This window comes from Kitasatospora sp. A2-31 (genome assembly GCF_022288725.1).
Taxonomy (GTDB): domain Bacteria; phylum Actinomycetota; class Actinomycetes; order Streptomycetales; family Streptomycetaceae; genus Kitasatospora.
Map to the genome: position 1 here is coordinate 481451 of NZ_JAKNTA010000004.1, position 16007 is coordinate 497457.

Genomic DNA, 16007 nt, shown 5'->3' on the forward strand with positions numbered 1-16007 from the left:
CAGCGGCCCAGCCGGGTGCGATCGAACGGCGACATCGCGAACCCTGCCCGCGGGGTCGGGGCCGGGTGTCGCTCCGGGCCCGCCGGTGCCGGCAGCGGGGCCATCGGCCGGTGGACGACGGTGACCTCCACCCGGCCGATGGTGACGGTGACCGGCGGGAGCGGCGGGCCGGGCGGGGACTGCGCTGCGCCGGGGCCGACCGTGCGGCCCCCGCCGTGAGCCGGTGCGGCGGCGTCGGCGGGCCGGAGCCCGGGCGGATCCCCGCGCTCGGGCGTGCCGGTCGGCGGCTCCGCACGTCGGGCCCGCGTTCCGGGCGGGTGGAACGGGCGGGAGACGTCCGGGTCGTGCGGCTCCGCGTCCGCCGTCCCGGCGGGCCCGGCGCTGGGCGCGGCGCCGGTGCGGCGAGCCGGCCGGGCGCTGGAGGTCGACCGTGGGCCGGCGGCCGTGGGCGGCGCGGCCGTACGACTCGGCGTGCCCGCGGCGGGCGGCTCGGGCGGGGCCGGCCGCGCGGCGTCCCCGACCGGTGCGGGCAGCGGCCGCACCGGCGCGGCGGCTGGGCCGGTGCGGAGCGCTCGGGCCGGAGCGGGCGGCGCGGGGGAGTTCGGCGGCGGGAGTGGGTCCGGAGTGTCCGGCGCAGCCGTCACCGGCCCGGCCGGGCCGGCCCCGGAGGGGGACGTGAGGGTGGTCGCCTCGCCGGCGGCGGACGGAGCGGGTGGCAGGGTCGGCCGGCCGGGGGCGGGCGGCCCCGGTGGCCTCACCTGCCGACCGGTCCGCGGTCGCCCCGGAGCGTCGGGGTCGGCGGAGCCGGGGGGACGTTCGTGGGCGTCGTGGGGGCCGGGGGCGTCGAGCGCCTCGGCCGCCCGGCCGCCGGAAGGCGCGGCGTGCCCGGTGGTGCCCCGGGACGGGGGCGCGGCCGCCTCCTCGTCGCGGAGGTACCGCCCGCCGTCCGCGGGAACGGGGCGGTGCACCTCTCCAGGACCGGGCCGGTCGTGGCGGGCAGCGCCACCCGCCACTGCGCTCCACCGGGTCCGGTCCGCGTGGCGCGGCCCGGCGGGGCGCTCCGCGCGCGGGTCGGGATCGGCCCCGGGCGGGGCCGGCCGGTGGCCCGCGGCCCCGTCGTCCGGGTCCGCCCGCGTGGCGTCGGGCGGCCCGCTCCGGGCGATGCGGGCCGCGGCACTCTGACGCATCGTCGGGGCGGACCGCCACGGCCGCGAGCCCGCGGCAGCCGACCGCTCCAGGTACCCGCTCACCCGTGCCCCTTGGCCCGCAGGTCCTGCGCGACGAGGCCGGCGAGTGCCCGCCGGCGCGGGCTCGGCATGCTCATGATGGTGTGTTCGCTCCAGTGGTAGGCGGTCGCGAGCAGGTGCAGCTCGTACAGGACCGTGCCGGCGGGGGCGAGGAACTCGTCGAGCACGTAGCCGGCGAGGTCGAGATCGGCCTCGAAGTCGACTCCGCACTCGGGGCAGCTGAGGTCCATCGCCAGTTCGACCTTGGCACTCGCGTCGTCCACCGCGGCGGCCAGGGCTCCGCGGGCCGGGACCGGCAGCCGCTCCCACCCGTCCGCCCCGCCGGGCCCGCCGCCGACGCCGACCAGGCAGCGCTGGAGCAGCAGTTCGACCGGCGGGGTGGGGTCGCCGGCCGCGGCGGCGGCCGCCACGGCCTCCTGGTCCCGGCCGTTCGGCGGGCGCAGGGCGACCTCCAGTACGCCGCCGCGGCCGTCCGGGAGGGCGGTCGGCAGGGGCGCGTCCGGCGTCCGGCAGGACTGGACGGGGATGTCGCCGGCGGCGAAGGAGACGTCCATGGGTCGCTCGCACGCAGCGCAGGAGAGCACGACGTCGAAGCGGTGGCCGTAGGTCGAGGTCCGGACGGCGAGCAGCAGGAGGTCCCGGTCGGCGATCGGCAGGTCGAGCAGCCGCTCGGGCGGCGGGGGTGCCCAGGGGCCGAGCCGGACGACGGTGCGGGCGAGCAGTTCGCTGACGACGGCGGCGCCGGCGCGGGTCGGCGGCTGGGCCGCGAGCCACTCCTCGTCGTCGCCGTTGAGCGGCCGCACCCAGGCGGTGGCGACGAGCTCCCCGCCGGCCAGCGCGAGACCGGCCGGCAGGGCCACCGGCCGGTGGCTGTGGTGGGCGGGGTGCGTCGTCGGGTCGGCCGGGCTCGGGACGGCCGCCGGCAGACCGGCGGAGAGGGGGAGCACGGGCGCGACCGGGTCAGCCGATGCGGGCCGGCCCACGGTCCGCGGCCTCCGTCACCGCGACGTCGCGCTCGAACCACTCGAACTCCAGCTTGACGGTGGTGATCGCGACTGCGTTGGCCGAGGCGTCGAGGTCCGGTACGGCCTGGTAGTCGGCGACCCAGGCGCGGTAGAGGTTGTAGGAGAGGGCTTTGACCCCGGCCTCGTTGAACATGTCGACGGTCACGTTCTTGCGGAAGTCGCCGAGGTCCGTCCGGCTGTGGCTGGCGAAGTCGTTGACCAGGTTGGCCCAGTCCTCGAAGGCGGTGTCGTAGGTGATGCCCGCCTCCAGGGTCACCGCCTCGTACTTCGTCTTGCCGGGGAGCTTGCGGGCGACGATGTTCTCGCCCGCCTCCCGCCACTCCGTCATCTCCGTCGAACGCTTGAGGCCGGTCATCTTCGACAGACCGGCTACGTAGAGCCCGTCCCACTTGATCTTGAACCGGAAGTTGCGGTACGGGTCGAACCGGTTGGTGCTTGCACTCATGCGCATGGGATCCGGCCTTTCCTGGCTCGGCCGACGGTCACACCGCCGACTGGTCGACCTTCTGGCTGAGGGTGAACACGACGAACTCGGCGGGCTTCAGCGGGGCGAACCCGACATGGAGGTTGACCACCCCGTTGTCGACGTCCTGCTGCGTGGTCGTCGTGGCGTCGCAGGCGACGAAGAACGCCTCAGCCGGCGTCGCCCCCTGGAAGGCGCCGGCCCGGAACTGCGTGAGCATGAACGCCCGCACGTTGAGCCGCAGTTGGGACCAGAGTGGCTCGTCGTTCGGCTCGAACACCGCCCACTGGATGCCCCGGTGGATGCTGGCCCGCAGGAAGATGGCGGTCCGCCGGACCGGGATGTACCGCCAGGCGGCGTCGGTGCTCGTCGTACGGGCGCCCCAGGCCACGATGCCGTACCCCGGGAAGCGGCGCAGGGCATTGAGACCGACCGGATTGAGGACGTCCTGGTCGGCGTCCTGGAGGTCGTCGCAGAGGCCGAGCGCACCGGTCAGGCCCGCCTCGGTGCCCGCCGGCGCCTTGAACACGCCGCGGCTGTTGTCGATCCGGGCGTACAGCCCGGCGACGGCGCCCGAGGGCGGCACCGCGATGGTGGGATTGCGGCCCTTGCCGATCGGGTCGGTCACGCGGAGCCAGGGGTAGTACGCGGCGCCGTAGTCGGTCGGCGTGGACAGCGCGCGGACGAAGTCGCGGGCCTCGGTCCGGTCCCCGACGTCGGGCCGGGCCCCGGGCACCCGCGCGTCCGCCGGGGTGATCACGCCCACGTCTGCGACGAAGAACGCGTCCTGGAGCGGGCGGTTGCGGCAGTAGGCCATGCCTGCGCTGACCGTGAGGTCGTTGCCCGAGCCCGGGACGGCGATGATGTTCACATCGGTCACGCCGTCGAAGGCGTGCAGGCCCGACCCGCGGTCGGCCCGCCCGATGAAGTGACTGTCGCCCGGCGCGGGTACCCGGCCGTCCGAGCCGGCTCCGGCCGACACGGTGCCGCCGGGGAAGGAGATGCCGGCGGGGAAGGCCGGCTGGGTGAAGGCGGCGGTGCCGTCGGCCGGGCGGGAGCGGGGACCGGCCGCGGGATCGGTGGCACGGACGACCAGGTGCCGGGAGGCCGCGTTGACCTTGCGCTCCACGAAGTTGCCGAGCGCCGGGTCCATGCTGAGGTTCTCGTGGCTCTCCAGCACCTGGTCGTCGCGGAGCACCTGGAGGGAGAAGGTCGGGGGGTCGTCCGTGGCCGAGCCTACGGTGCGGACACTGAGCGGCCGGCCGAGCGAGATGTGCGCCGACGCGGTGAAGAGGGCGTTGCCCTCCGCGTCGGCGAACGTGAGGAGGTTCGCCGACGCGGTGGCGGCCGGCCGGGCGTCCGCGAAGGAGACCCCCTCCGGGACGACCGACTTCACGTACACGTACTGCGAGGCCCCGTTGACCGCGGTGTCGACGAAGCGCTCGCCGGCCGGGTCCATGCCGAGCCCGTCGAAGGACTCGACCGGAAGGCCGGCGTCGTACACGGTGAGCCGGAACAGGTTCTGCGGATCCGTGGTGCTCTCGGTGACGGCCAACGCCACCGTGTTCGCCCAGGCACCCGGCGAGCGGGCGACCACGCCGAGGGTCGGGCTCGTCTCGGCGCGGTCGAGCAGCCCGACGCCGGCCAGCCGGGCGTTGCCGGTGTCGGACCCGTACCCCTCCTCGGGTTCGCCGTCGGTGACGACGCGCACGATGTAGGCGCGCCGGCCCCCGTTGTCGAAGAACGCCTGGACGGCGTAGGCGAGGTAGCTGTCGGTGCGGAAGCCACCGAACAGCCGGGTGAACTCGGCGAAGCTGGTGACCAGCGGCGGCCTCGGCGGTTCGCCGAACGGCATGGCGAACCCCGGGACGGGCCCCTTGTCCGCGACTCCGACGAAGCCGGCCGTCGACGTGCTCACGCCCTCGATCGGCTTGACCGCCGAGGGCGCTTCCAGCACGTAAACGCCCGGATGCAGCAACTCGGGCATCGGCCCTCCTCGGGCGCGCGGACTGCGGGCCTGGCGCCTGGTGCAGGCCTGGGTGACGCAGTGCTGACGCTCCGTGAGCAGGCTGTCAAAGCCCCTCTGCGGAGTCAACGCTCGCCCCCGGCGCGGCGCCGCCGACCTCGCGCGCCGCCCGGTCCGGCCGACCTGCGCAGCCGGACGGCGGCTCCTGGCGCCTCCGCGCGGTGGGCCGGGGCCCCGACCACGCCTCGACTCGCCGGCCCGCGGATATGCGGTGGACATCGAGGAGCGGGACGCAGTAGTGGTACGGGGGCGGAGGTGCCAAGGGGGCGCCGCCACGAGAACGGGGAGACGCACCATGACGGCCACCGAACGGATCGCGCCGCCGCTGACCGGCGGCGAGCGCGAGATGCTGCGCGGCTTCCTCGACTACCACCGGGCCACCCTGGCCATGAAGTGCGACGGGCTGACCGACGAGGAGCTCCGGCTGCAGTCCAGCCCGCCGTCCACGCTCTCCCTGCTCGGCCTGGTGCGGCACATGGCCGAGGTGGAGCGGACGTGGTTCCGCCGGGTGATCAACAAGGAGGACGTCCCCTTCGTCTGGTCCCCCGAGGGCGACTTCCAGGCCGCCTACGACGCCCGCGGGGCCGACCGGGCGGCGGCGTTCGCGGCCTGGGAGGCCGAGGTCGAGCACGCCCGCCGGATCGAACGGGAGGCGGAGTCGCTCGACGTGACGGGCTACATGCCGAAGTGGGAGTCGGACGTCTCGTTGCGCCTGGTGATGCTGCACCTGATCCACGAGTACGCCCGCCACAACGGCCACGCCGACTTCCTCCGCGAGTCGATCGACGGCGAGGTGGGTGCCTAGCCGGCCCTGTCCGGCCGGACGGGACCGGGGTCAGCCGGCCGGACAGGGCCCGGGTCAGCGTGCGAACTTCTCGACGGCCTCCGGGGTGACGGGGGTGAAGAAGTTGACGAGGTTGCCGTCGGGGTCGCGGAACAACAGGGACCGGTTGCCCCAGGGCATCGTGGTGGGCTCGTTGACGAAGTCGGTGACGAAGCCGGTCAGGTTCCGGTGGACATGGTCCACGTCGTCGACGCGGAACTCGGTGATCACGCTGTGGTTGTCCGCAGGGCGGGCGGAGCCCGGGGCGAACAGCGGGACGGTGCGGGTGCCGGCGATCGCGAGGGTCGCGCCCGCGGTCCTGAGCTCGGCGAAGTCCTCGGTGGCCCGCACCGCCTGGATCCCGGTCGCTCGCTCGTAGAACTCGACGAGGCGGGCGACGTCGCCGGTGACGATGCGGATCGAGACGAAGTCCATGGGAATCTCCTTGGCTGTGCCGGAAGCGTGCACGTCGCAGGCTAGGAGAGATAGGGGACAGGATCGGTCCGGTATTCGCGTTAGGCTGCGAACATGCCACGACCCACCGGCCGCGTGCTGACACTCCTGGAACTGCTGCAGTCGGGCGGCACCCGGACCGTGGCGGAGCTCGCCGACCGTCTCGGGGTCGAAGGGCGCACGGTGCGGCGCTACGTGGACCACCTGATCGAGCTGGACGTGCCCGTCGAGTCGGTGCGCGGCCGGTACGGCGGGTACCGGCTGGCTCCCGGGTACCGCCTGCCGCCGCTCATGCTCAGCGACGACGAGGCGCTGGCCGTGCTGCTCGGCCTGCTCGCCGGCCGCCGGGCAGGGCTGACGACGACGGAGCGCACGGCCAACGAGACGGCGTCGGCGAAGATCCGGCAGGTGCTGCCCAAGCACGTCGCCCGCCGGCTCGACAGCCTCCTGGAGGCCCTCGCCTTCACGGATGAGCCCGGCGAGCCGGACCACCCCGACGCCGGGCTCCTGCTCACCGTCGCCGATGCGGTGCGCCACCGCCGACCGGTCTCGATCCGCTACACCGACCGCGACGGACGGCGCAGCGAACGCACCCTGCACGCGTACGGGATCGTCGCCCACGCGGGCCGGTGGTACGTGACGGGAAGGGACGCCCAGGCGGGCGAGGACCGGACCTTCCGGCTCGATCGCGTGGCAGCCGCGAGGGCCCTGCCCGGCTCGTTCGACACGCCCGTCGGTCCCGGTCCCGCGGAGCGCGTGCTGGCGGGATTCGCCACGGCCCGGTACCGGCACGAGGTGACCCTGCGGATCCACGGGACGGTCGAGCAGATCCGCGCGCACCTCCCCGCCGCCGTCGCGAGCGTGGAGGAGCACGAGCCCGTGGCCGGCCGGGACCCGGCGGCCGAGCACTGGCTGCGCGTCGAGCTACGGGCGCAGCGGCTCGACTGGTTGCCCCGGGTGCTCGCCGCACTCGACCGGCCGTTCGTCATCGAACGCCCCGACGAACTGCGCGACCTCGTCGTCGCGCTCGCGGACCGCCTCGCGTCCCACGCCCGCCGAGCCTGACGGCGAGGGCCGGTCATCGGGCGTCCCCCGGCGCGGGGTGCGGCGCGCGTTCCTCCGCACCGCGCGCACGCCCGACCTGCCGATCCGTCGCGACCGCGGTGAACCGTGCGGGTGGTGCCGTCCGTATCCCCGGGTGGCGGCACCGCCGACCGGCGCCCGGATCCCCCGTACGGGCGCCGGTTCCCCGCTCCTGGTCGGCCACGGCCGTCCGGGTGCCGATCGGGCGGACGCCTCGCGGCCGTGGGACGCGCAGCGAGCGGCCGGATCTCTCGGACCGCCGGCTCCCGAACCCTGACGGGAACCGGTCGACACGGCGCCCCCGGCGGCCGTCCTCGTGGGAGAGCGACGGCCGGGGCGCACGGTGTCGGTGGCGGCCGGGGACGCCTCGCGTCGAGCAGGCGGGCCGCCGGGGCCGCCGGGCCGTCACGACCGGCGGCCGTCACCGACGGCCGGGCCGTCACCAGCCGAGCAGGAACGTCCCCCGGGCCAGGCCGGTCAGCACGGTGGCGGCGGTCGAGGCCGGGTCGGCCGCACCGGCGCCCGCGTCGGCAGCGGCGGCACCGTCGGCAGCGGTGGGGGCGCCCACCGCGTGGCGCTCCAGCGCCCCCAGGTCGGCGGGCTCGCCCGGTGCGCGCAGGACCACGTAGTGCAGGGCCGCGCCGGTCGCCCGGCTCTCGCGGCGGAAGGCGTCCAGGGCCGACGGTGCGACCGCGGCCTCCACGACCACCTGGTAGCCGCCCGTCGCGAAGGCGAACGCGGCCTGGGCCGCAGCCGCCAGGGCCGTCGCGTTCTGCCGCCGGGCCTCGGGCAGGTGCGCCGGCACGAAGCCCTGCCGCACCGCCCGCTGGAAGTCGTCCGCCCGCAGGTGGACGCTCGGGTGCAGCGCGTCCGCCAGCAGGGGCGCGACCGTGCCGCTCCCGGCCCCGGCCGGGTCGGCGAGGACGACGACGCCGCCGGCGCCCCGCCCGCCACCGATCTCCGGCCCACCTACGGTCGTACGGTTCACGGCTGCTGATCCCTTCGCGGGCCGGGGACGGACGGGGCGCCGGGGCGGGGCCGGCCGGCGTCTGGGGACGGCCGGACCCGGGTACGGACAGCCGAGCGCCTCGTCCCGACGAGTGACTGCTGTCGGAGATCAACCTAGTCCACGGTGGTGCTCCGAGTCGTCCCCCCATCCGTTCCCGGCCGCTGCCCCGGGGGCCGCCCCCGCTGGCCACCGTCGCCGGCGGCGCCTTCACGGTTCGTCCGTTCTTCCGCCCGCAGGAGGCCGGGCGACGGCCGCTGCGCGAACCGTCGCCCGATGAGGAGGGCGGCGACGCCTAGGGAGCTGCGGCCTCCTCCGCGATGGGGAGCACGAGCGCTGACGGGTGGTGGAGCGAGATCCGAACCGCTGCGAGGCGGGTGGCCGTTGCCACGGGCTCGCCGGTTCCGGTGTTGCGGGCGAAGCGTGGGTGGGCTCCACCGCTGATCTGCAGGCGGATCCGGTGTCCGGCGGGGAATCGGTAGGCGGTGGAGCTCATGGCCACGGTGACGGTGGCCGGGTCCCCCTCGCCGGCCTTGAGCCGTCGAAGGCCGTCGCAGACGTTGGTGGAACGGTTCCGGGGGTCGACGTCACACAGCCGGGCGAACACGTCGGCGTGGCCGGTGTCCGTGCTGATCTGCAGGACCGCGCTCACCGGTCCGAGGATGGTGACCGGTTCGGGGAGCGGTGCCGTGGTGAAGGTCAGGACGTCCTTGCGTGCCTCCAGGGGGCGGTTGTCCGCCTGTGGGGCCTTCCCGCCGGCCAGGGCACCGCCGAGGGAGGGGGTCGGGTCGGCCGGGTCGTAGCGGAAGGACAGCGGCTCGGTCGAGTCCTCGGGCGCTCGGTGCGTCAGGGCGCCGTCGGTGTGGATGTACCAGTGTCGGCTCTGGAGGACCGGTGGCCAGTCGGGCAGATCCCGCCAGGCTCCTCGGCCTCCGACGTGGACGCGAACCCTTGTCGGCCGCAGGGCGGACGGGTCGTCGCACAGGTGGGCCCTCAGCCAGGCGAGGCTTTCGGTGAAGACCTCGGGCCAGCCCTGCTGGAGCGCCGACTGATGCGACCAGGGGCCGACGAACAGGGCTGTTGCACAGTCGGCACGCCGCAGCCGCTCGTACTGCTGCAAGGTCTGGTGGAGATTCACGTCGTGCCAGCCGCCTATCAGGGCGGTCGGCACCCTCAGCCCGTCGGCGGCGGACCCCACGTCCGCGCCGTCCCAGTGGACATCCCCGGCATCGGGGTGCGCCATGGCCCCGTCGAGGAACGGCACCGGTCCTCCGAGGGCAGGCCGGTATGCCTCGACGAGGGGGAGGTCGGCGGCAGCCCTTCGCAGATGGCGCTGCAGCCGCAGGCTCGCCCGCAGGAAGCTCGGTACACCTTGGTGCTGGGTGGAGAGGCCCATGGCGACGACGAGCGCGTTCTCCAGCGAGAACGCGCCTCCGGGGTGGAAGAAGCCGTGCGGATCGTGCATGCCGATCTGGACCACCATCGCGCGCAGCTCCGGAGGCGGATCCAGGGCCAGCGCCCACTGGACGTAGCCGAGGTAGCTGGGGCCGATGGTCCCCAGAACGCCCGAGAACCAGGGCTGCTGGCGCAGCCAGGCGACGCTGGCCCGGCCGTCGGCGGCCTCGTTGCGCCAGAGGTGGAAGTCGCCGCCGGAGCCGCCGGTGCCGCGGCAACTCTGGAGGACGACGTGGAAGCCCTGCTCGGCGAGGAGCACTCCGTACATCGGCGCCCAGGGGAATCCCCGGCCGTAGGGCGAGCGCACCAGCAGTGTGGGGAAGTCGCCGTCGCCGAGCGGGAAGTAGTGGTCGGTCAGCAGGGGGCTGCCGTCTGCTGCGGGTACGACGAGACCGGGGTCGTAGGCGATGTCGTGCAGCTTGGGAGGCAATCCCCTCATGGACCGCCGCATGGCCCTGGTGCTCAGGGGCGGCTTCTTCCCGACTGGGCGGTGCGTGGGCATCGTCACGGTGCCTCGTTTCTGGGAGGGGCGGGCGGTCTCTCACTTCCCGTACGATGTACGAGAATAGCTCATGCTTGGATTGACCGTCAGAAGGAGGGAGATCACGATGGCCCGCGCAGATTCGGCGGCCCCGTCGGGCGGTCGCGCCGGGGTGGATCCGGAGGCGCTCTGGTCGGTGTCCGAACGCCCGCGTCGCGGCAGGCCACCCGCCCACAGCCGTGCCGAGATCACGGCGACCGCCGTCGCCATCGCCGATGCCGAAGGGCTCGCCGCCGTCACGATGCGCGCGGTCGCGGCCCGGCTCGGGGCCGGAACCATGTCCCTGTACAGCTACGTCCCCAACAAGGAGACGCTGCTGGAGCTGATGATCGACGAAGTGAGCGGCGATCACCGGTTGCCGGCCATGCCCACCGGTGACTGGCGCTCGGACCTCCGGCGGATCGCGCACGAGCAACGCGCCATCATGCGGCGCCACCCGTGGCTTCCCGCTGCGCTCCCAGCTCGGCAGACCCTGGGCCCGAACACCCTCGCCGTCCTGGACCACGTGCTCGCCGTGATGATCCCCACCGGCCTGGACGCCCAGGCCCGACTGGAGACCTTCAGCCTCCTCACCGGGTTCGTGGCCAGCCACATGTCGTACGAACTCGCCCAGCAGCGCGCCGTCGAAGCCGCAGGGCGGAGCCCCGGCGAACTCCTCGACGCCCAGGCCCGCTACCTCCGCGCCGCCGTCGCCGACGGCCGCTACCCCCACCTCGCCCAGGCCCTGGCCATACCGGGCGGCGACCAGAACCCCCAGGCAGTCTTCGATCGCCTCCTCGACCGCGTGATCAATGGCATCGCGCCGGACCCCGCGTAGCTGACCCTCGCGCCGGCCGGTCAACAGCCATCGCAAGGCGCACACGGTCGGCGAACTCCGGCGCCGCAAGATCGGGCATGCCGGACAGGGACGGACTGAAGCAACTGAGCAGAGAATTTGCCCTGTTCGAGGTTCCGGGACGTGGCCTCGGCAATGCAACAAGCCGCCGACCGGTCGGGCGCCTCAGAGCCTGCAGCGGCACCGCCGGGCCCTTGCCGGCGGGCGCAGTCACCAGGGATGGGCCGTCCTCGTTGCGGCGGCGCCGCTGAGAAGAACGTTTCGGCACCGGTCTGGGCATGAGTCACCTCCAATAGAGCGTGAGAACGGCCGTTGCTACTCGACACGGGGCAGCACCCCGACGCAAACTTGAGTGAGGACGTATCCAAGGGTCCGATGCCTACTGGCAGAGAAGTCGTTTCTCGGCAGGCGACTCCGGCTCGACCCTATCCACCTATCTCGGCCCGCCAGGGGAGGGGAAGTGTCCTATCCAGAATGGGGAGAGTTCGACGTCATATCCCCGGAGCTCATCGTGGATCGGGATAATGAGGCGCGCTGCCCCAAAAGTCCAAAGATTGCATTAGTTGACGCCAAGTCGTTCAGTCGCGCCATCGAATCGACATGGAATCAATATGGCTTGAATGAGTGGAAAGGTATCGATGATCGTACCCGGGGGAATGCGTTCAATGTCGAGCGACTGCTCTGCCTGATGTTTCCATCGGAACGACTCTGCGCCTATCACCTGGGGCGAGGTATGGCGGGAGTTGCTCTTGAGGTGATCATGTTTCCATGCGACCAGTACACGCCCCTGATGGCTCCGATGGCTGCGCTGATTCCGCAGGTGACAGTTGGGGCACCCTCGTCGTACGTTTCGCAGGCCGCAGGTGTATTCAGAGACTTCATGGCTGTGGAAGAAAGTCGCGGAACCCGGGGCTTCGCTGACCTATTCAGGGCCACTGAGCCTGTAAAGCGGAAGAAGGTTCACTGGTGGCAAAGGTGAGCGGTGCCAGGTTCTGGGGGTGGGCGGTGCACGTATTGTCGTAAACGCCGCTCCACGAGGGGAGTGTCGAAATGGGTAGCAGATCTGTTGACGCCGTCCTTGGCGAGATATCCGAGAAGCCGGCCCTGGCCAGTTTTGTGGTGTCCGCGATGACGTTCGCCCTTGCGCAGATAAGAAGCGACATCATCAATGAGAAGGACCGGCACCTGGTCGAAAAGCTGATCGACAATCTGGATACATGGGAGAAGTGAGGATCGGCCACCATATGGGCGTCGGGCCCCGCGGTAAGGACGATCCCGAACCGCCGGGCCCTGACCGGCAATAGCGCGAGCTGTTGTAAGGGCTGCAAGGGATGGCGCACCGGAGGTTGGTCGTCGGTCGATGGCGGGCCGGAACGTCGCAGGAGTTGCCCGGGGTGCCGGCCGGGACGGGCGGCTTGTCGTAGCCGTAGGAAACGGCCACCTCCCCTACGCCGTGCGGCACTTCGAACGGGAGGTAGACGAAGTCGGCGGCCCGCCGGCCGCAGCTCACGGGATGCGGGTGAAGGCGCGGCGGTAGGAGCGGGGCGGCACCCCGCGGCGGCGGACGAACTGCTCGCGCAGCACGGCAGCGCTGCCGTAGCCGACCAGCCGGGCGACCTCCTCGATCGGCAGGTCCGTGGTCTCCAGCAGCTCCTCGGCCCGGCCGAGGCGCAGCCCGAGCAACCAGGCGTGCGGGGTGGTGCCGGTCGCGGCCGAGAACCGGCGGGCGAAGGTGCGCCTGCTCATCAGGGCGCGCCGGGCGAGCTCGCTCACCGGCAGTGGCTGGTCGAGGTGTTCGCGGGCCCAGGCCAGCACGCCGGCCAGGCGCTCGTCCTCGCAGTCCTCGGGAACGGGCGCGGCCAGGTACTGGGCCTGGCCGCCGTCGCGGTGCGGGGGGAGCACGAGGTCCCGGGCCACGGCGTTGGCCGCCGCGGCCCCGTACTCGCGTCGCAGCAGGTGCAGGCAGAGGTCGAAGCCGGCCGCCGCGCCCGCGCCGGTGACGACCCGGCCCTCGTCGACGTACAGGGCGTCGGGCTCCACGGCGACGTCCGGGTGGCGCTCGGCGAGCAGGCCGGCGAACCGCCAGTGGGTGGTGGCCCGGCGTCCCGCGAGCAGGCCGGCGGCGCCGAGCGCGAACGCGCCGACGCAGTGTGCCGCGACGACCGCGCCGCGCTCGTGAGCCGCCGCCAGCGCGTCGAGCACGGCGGCCGGCGGGGGCGTCCGGAAGCCGGCCCACGGCAGGGCGAGGACGAGGTCGGCGGCGGCCAGCCGGTCCAGCCCGTGGTCGACGGTCAGCGGCACGCCGAGATCGGTGGGCACCCGGCCGGGCCGGTCGGTGCAGAGCGCGAAGTCGAAGCGGGGCAGGCCGGGCGCGACGCCGCTGAACACCTCGGCGACCACACCGACCGCGAGCATCCCGACACCGGGCGGGACGTAGGCGGCGACGGTCGTGAAGGGCGGCATGCCGGCATTGTGGCACGATTCCTGCGATCGGTGGCAGAAGGGCCACTCGTGGGCCGCGGGCCGGTTCGCGAGGATTACCGGCATGAACGACGCACCGCACGGCCGCAGCGCCGACTGGACGATCCTGACCACCGGTTACACCCTCTCCACCGGCCCCGGAGTGGCCGCCACCGTCTCCTTCGTGTCCGACGGGGACCGGCGGGTGATCGTCGACCCGGGCATGGTGGCCGGCCGCGACCGCATCCTCGGCCCGCTCCGGGAGCTGGGCTTCGGCCCGGAGGACATCACGGACGTGGTCCTCAGCCACCACCACCCGGACAACATCATGAACGTCGGGCTCTTCGGCGAGGCGGTCGTCCACGACCACAAGGCCGAGTACCGGCACGACCAGTGGACGAGCCGGGACGCCGAGGGGTACGAGCTGACCTCGTCCCTGCGGCTGATCCGGACCCCGGGGCACAGCCTCGAGGACATCACCCTGCTGGCCGGCACCGCCACCGGCGTGACGGCCTTCGTCGGCGACCTGTGGTGGCGCCCGGACGGCCCGGAGGAGGACCCGGTGTCGCCGGACCGCGAGTTGCTGCGCGCGTCGCGGCTGCGGGTGCTCAAGGCCGCGGACCTGATCGTGCCCGGTCACGGGCCGGCCTTCCCGGCCGACGACCGCGCACCCCGGTAGGGACGTCCGGCTCCCTGCTCCCCTCGCTCTGGAGTTGCGGCCGACGGCTGATCAGGGTTCATAGAGGTGACGGGCTGATGATCGGACGACCATGGAGGCGGGCGTGTCGCTGAGTCGGCGAAGGCTGCTGCTGGTGGCCGCGGGGGCCGCGCTGGCGGGCTGTCAGGGGGCGGCGCGGCGCGGCGCCCACCCCCTCCCGGCCGGCGAGCCGTCGGTCACGCCCACTCCGGCGTCCCTCCCGATGCCCTCCGCTCGGCCGTTCGAGTCACCTTCCGCGTCACCTGCCGCGTCACCGCCTGCACCGGCCGCACCGGCCCTGCCGGGGGCCTCGGCCTCGGCCTCGCCAAAGCTGGCGCCCGCTGCCCAGGAGGCCGCCCCGGCCGGCCGGTCCGTGGCGGCCCGCTATGTCGGCGTGGAACCCACCGCCTGGGGCCTGGACGTCCCGGGAGTGATCACCGCCCTCCCGGACGGCGCCCGGGCCACCGCCCTCACCTTCGACGCGTGCGGCGGGGCGGGCGGCTCCGGCTACGACGCTGCACTGGTCGAGCTCCTGCGCACCCACGGCGTGCCGGCCACCCTCTTCCTCAATGCCCGCTGGATCGACGCCAACCCGGCCGAGTTCGAGCAGCTCGCCGCCGACCCGCTCTTCGAGATCGCCAACCACGGCACCGCCCACCGCCCGCTCTCCGTCACCGGCCGATCCGCCTACGGCATCGCGGGCACCCGGGACCCGGGCGAGGTCTACGACGAGATCGCCGGCAACACCGCCAAGCTGACCGCCCTCCTCGGCCGCCCGCCCCGCTTCTTCCGCTCGGGCACCGCCCACTACGACGACGTCGCCACCCGCATCGCCGCCGACCTGCACACCCGCGTGGCCGGCTTCACCGTCAACGCCGACGGCGGCGCCACCTTCACCGCCGCCCAGGTCCGCGCAGAGGTCGCCGCCGCCCCGCCGGGCGCCATCCTCATCGCCCACATGAACCACCCCGCCTCCGGCACCGCCCCCGGCTTCGCCGCCGCCCTCCCACCCCTCCTCGCCGCCGGCCGGACCTTCACCCGCCTCTCCGACGCCCTCCGGTGAGCGCGCCGCGATACCCGTCCGCGCCCAGCGGCGGGAACGCCCCGGACCGGTGCCGGTCCGGGGCGTGCGGCATCCTGTGCCGCCGTCGGCGGCACCTCGTGAACGGCCAGCCAGCCGCCCGAACGACCACGGACCGCAGCGGCAGGCGAGGGCCGGCGTTCCGGTCGGGCCGTCAGGGCAGGACGGTGATGGCCGTCGCCAGGTGGCCGCCGTGGACGATCCACCGACCGGTGAAGGACTGGAGCCGACGACCGTCGACGACCGGGCCGGGGACCTGGAGCTCGGCGTGGAAGGTGCCGTTCGGGTCGAGGGTGATGTCGGCGCCGTCGAAGTCGAGGAAGACCCCGGTGAGCGGGAACCAGGTCTTGTAGACCGACTCCTTGGCGCTGAAGAGCAGCCGGTCCCACGGGATCTCCGGGTGCTCGGCGAGCAGCTCGGCGTTGCGCTTCTGCTCGCCCGGCAGGGCGATGGTGTCGAGCACGCCCTCGGGCAGGGCCTCGGCCGGCTCGGCGTCGATGCCGAGCGAGACGACGTCGCCGGCGCGGGCGACGGCTGCGCCGCGGAAGCCCGCGCAGTGGGTCAGGCTGCCGACCACGCCGTCCGGCCAGCCGGGGGCGCCGCGCAGGCCCGGGACCAGCGGGCGATAGGGGACGCCGAGTCGGGCGAGCGCCAGCCGGGCGCAGTGGCGGACGGTGGTGTACTCGCGGCGCCGGCCGTCGACGGCGCGGGCGACGGCCGGCTCCTCGGCCGGCTCCAGCCGGGCCTCCGGCGGGTCGTCGTACGCGACCTCCACCATGACTGCGGCGGGCAGCAGTTCGCCGATCACAGGT

15 protein-coding genes are annotated in these 16007 nt (G+C 73.8%); 7 read left to right on the forward strand and 8 right to left on the reverse strand.

What is annotated here, in order from left to right; genetic code table 11:
- Nucleotides 1–1246: 1246 nt before the first annotated feature.
- The 3 genes from MCM47_RS14205 to MCM47_RS14215 are packed head-to-tail and all read right to left on the reverse strand — an operon-like array spanning nt 1247 to nt 4722.
- Nucleotides 1247–2194 carry a hypothetical protein gene (locus tag MCM47_RS14205; protein WP_238861931.1) on the reverse strand — a complete coding sequence of 316 codons (948 nt, stop codon included), beginning with the start codon at nt 2192–2194 and terminating at the stop codon, nt 1247–1249.
- Nucleotides 2195–2207: 13 nt separating this feature from the next.
- Nucleotides 2208–2717, reverse strand: coding sequence for a phage tail protein (locus tag MCM47_RS14210; RefSeq protein WP_238861932.1), 510 nt, complete (start codon nt 2715–2717; stop codon nt 2208–2210).
- 37 nt (nt 2718–2754) lie between these two features.
- A complete protein-coding gene (locus MCM47_RS14215) occupies nt 2755–4722 on the reverse strand; it encodes a phage tail sheath subtilisin-like domain-containing protein (RefSeq protein WP_238861933.1) in 1968 nt (655 codons plus the stop codon).
- Nucleotides 4723–5056: 334 nt separating this feature from the next.
- Between MCM47_RS14215 and MCM47_RS14220 the strand changes: the two genes are divergently transcribed.
- Nucleotides 5057–5566, forward strand: a complete 510-nt coding sequence (locus MCM47_RS14220) for a DinB family protein (protein WP_238861934.1) — start codon at nt 5057–5059, stop codon at nt 5564–5566.
- Nucleotides 5567–5620: 54 nt separating this feature from the next.
- On the opposite strand, the gene MCM47_RS14225 is transcribed toward MCM47_RS14220, so the two are convergent.
- Nucleotides 5621–6019: a VOC family protein gene (locus MCM47_RS14225; RefSeq protein WP_238861935.1), complete on the reverse strand. Its 399-nt coding sequence runs from the start codon at nt 6017–6019 to the stop codon at nt 5621–5623.
- Between the two features lie 93 nt (nt 6020–6112).
- Here MCM47_RS14225 and MCM47_RS14230 point away from each other — a divergent pair, with 93 nt between their 5' ends.
- Nucleotides 6113–7102: a YafY family protein gene (locus MCM47_RS14230; RefSeq protein WP_238861936.1), complete on the forward strand. Its 990-nt coding sequence runs from the start codon at nt 6113–6115 to the stop codon at nt 7100–7102.
- Between the two features lie 457 nt (nt 7103–7559).
- Here the strand turns inward: MCM47_RS14230 and MCM47_RS14235 are convergent, their stop codons facing one another.
- A complete protein-coding gene (locus MCM47_RS14235) occupies nt 7560–8108 on the reverse strand; it encodes a hypothetical protein (protein WP_238861937.1) in 549 nt (182 codons plus the stop codon).
- Nucleotides 8109–8421: 313 nt separating this feature from the next.
- Nucleotides 8422–10032 carry a CocE/NonD family hydrolase gene (locus tag MCM47_RS14240; RefSeq protein ID WP_374209126.1) on the reverse strand — a complete coding sequence of 537 codons (1611 nt, stop codon included), beginning with the start codon at nt 10030–10032 and terminating at the stop codon, nt 8422–8424.
- 157 nt (nt 10033–10189) lie between these two features.
- On the opposite strand from MCM47_RS14240, the gene MCM47_RS14245 reads away from it, so the two are divergent.
- The 3 genes from MCM47_RS14245 to MCM47_RS14255 all read left to right on the forward strand — a co-directional run bounded on the left by MCM47_RS14245 (nt 10190) and on the right by MCM47_RS14255 (nt 12187).
- Nucleotides 10190–10939, forward strand: coding sequence for a TetR/AcrR family transcriptional regulator (locus MCM47_RS14245; RefSeq protein ID WP_238861939.1), 750 nt, complete (start codon nt 10190–10192; stop codon nt 10937–10939).
- A 478-nt stretch (nt 10940–11417) separates the two neighbouring features.
- On the forward strand, nt 11418–11936 hold the full coding sequence (locus tag MCM47_RS14250) for a hypothetical protein (RefSeq protein WP_238861940.1): 519 nt from the start codon (nt 11418–11420) through the stop codon (nt 11934–11936).
- Between the two features lie 71 nt (nt 11937–12007).
- Nucleotides 12008–12187, forward strand: a complete 180-nt coding sequence (locus tag MCM47_RS14255; protein ID WP_238861941.1) for a hypothetical protein — start codon at nt 12008–12010, stop codon at nt 12185–12187.
- 276 nt (nt 12188–12463) lie between these two features.
- Here the strand turns inward: MCM47_RS14255 and MCM47_RS14260 are convergent, their stop codons facing one another.
- On the reverse strand, nt 12464–13420 hold the full coding sequence (locus MCM47_RS14260; RefSeq protein ID WP_238861942.1) for a GlxA family transcriptional regulator: 957 nt from the start codon (nt 13418–13420) through the stop codon (nt 12464–12466).
- 82 nt (nt 13421–13502) lie between these two features.
- On the opposite strand from MCM47_RS14260, the gene MCM47_RS14265 reads away from it, so the two are divergent.
- Together MCM47_RS14265 and MCM47_RS14270 are read left to right on the forward strand one after the other, a co-directional pair.
- Nucleotides 13503–14096 carry an MBL fold metallo-hydrolase gene (locus MCM47_RS14265; protein ID WP_238861943.1) on the forward strand — a complete coding sequence of 198 codons (594 nt, stop codon included), beginning with the start codon at nt 13503–13505 and terminating at the stop codon, nt 14094–14096.
- Between the two features lie 412 nt (nt 14097–14508).
- A complete protein-coding gene (locus MCM47_RS14270) occupies nt 14509–15177 on the forward strand; it encodes a polysaccharide deacetylase family protein (RefSeq protein ID WP_238861944.1) in 669 nt (222 codons plus the stop codon).
- Between the two features lie 172 nt (nt 15178–15349).
- On the opposite strand, the gene MCM47_RS14275 is transcribed toward MCM47_RS14270, so the two are convergent.
- The gene (locus tag MCM47_RS14275) at nt 15350–16003 is read right to left on the reverse strand and encodes a 4'-phosphopantetheinyl transferase superfamily protein (RefSeq protein WP_238861945.1); all 654 of its coding nucleotides are present in this window, start codon (nt 16001–16003) and stop codon (nt 15350–15352) included.
- Nucleotides 16004–16007 lie beyond the last annotated feature (4 nt).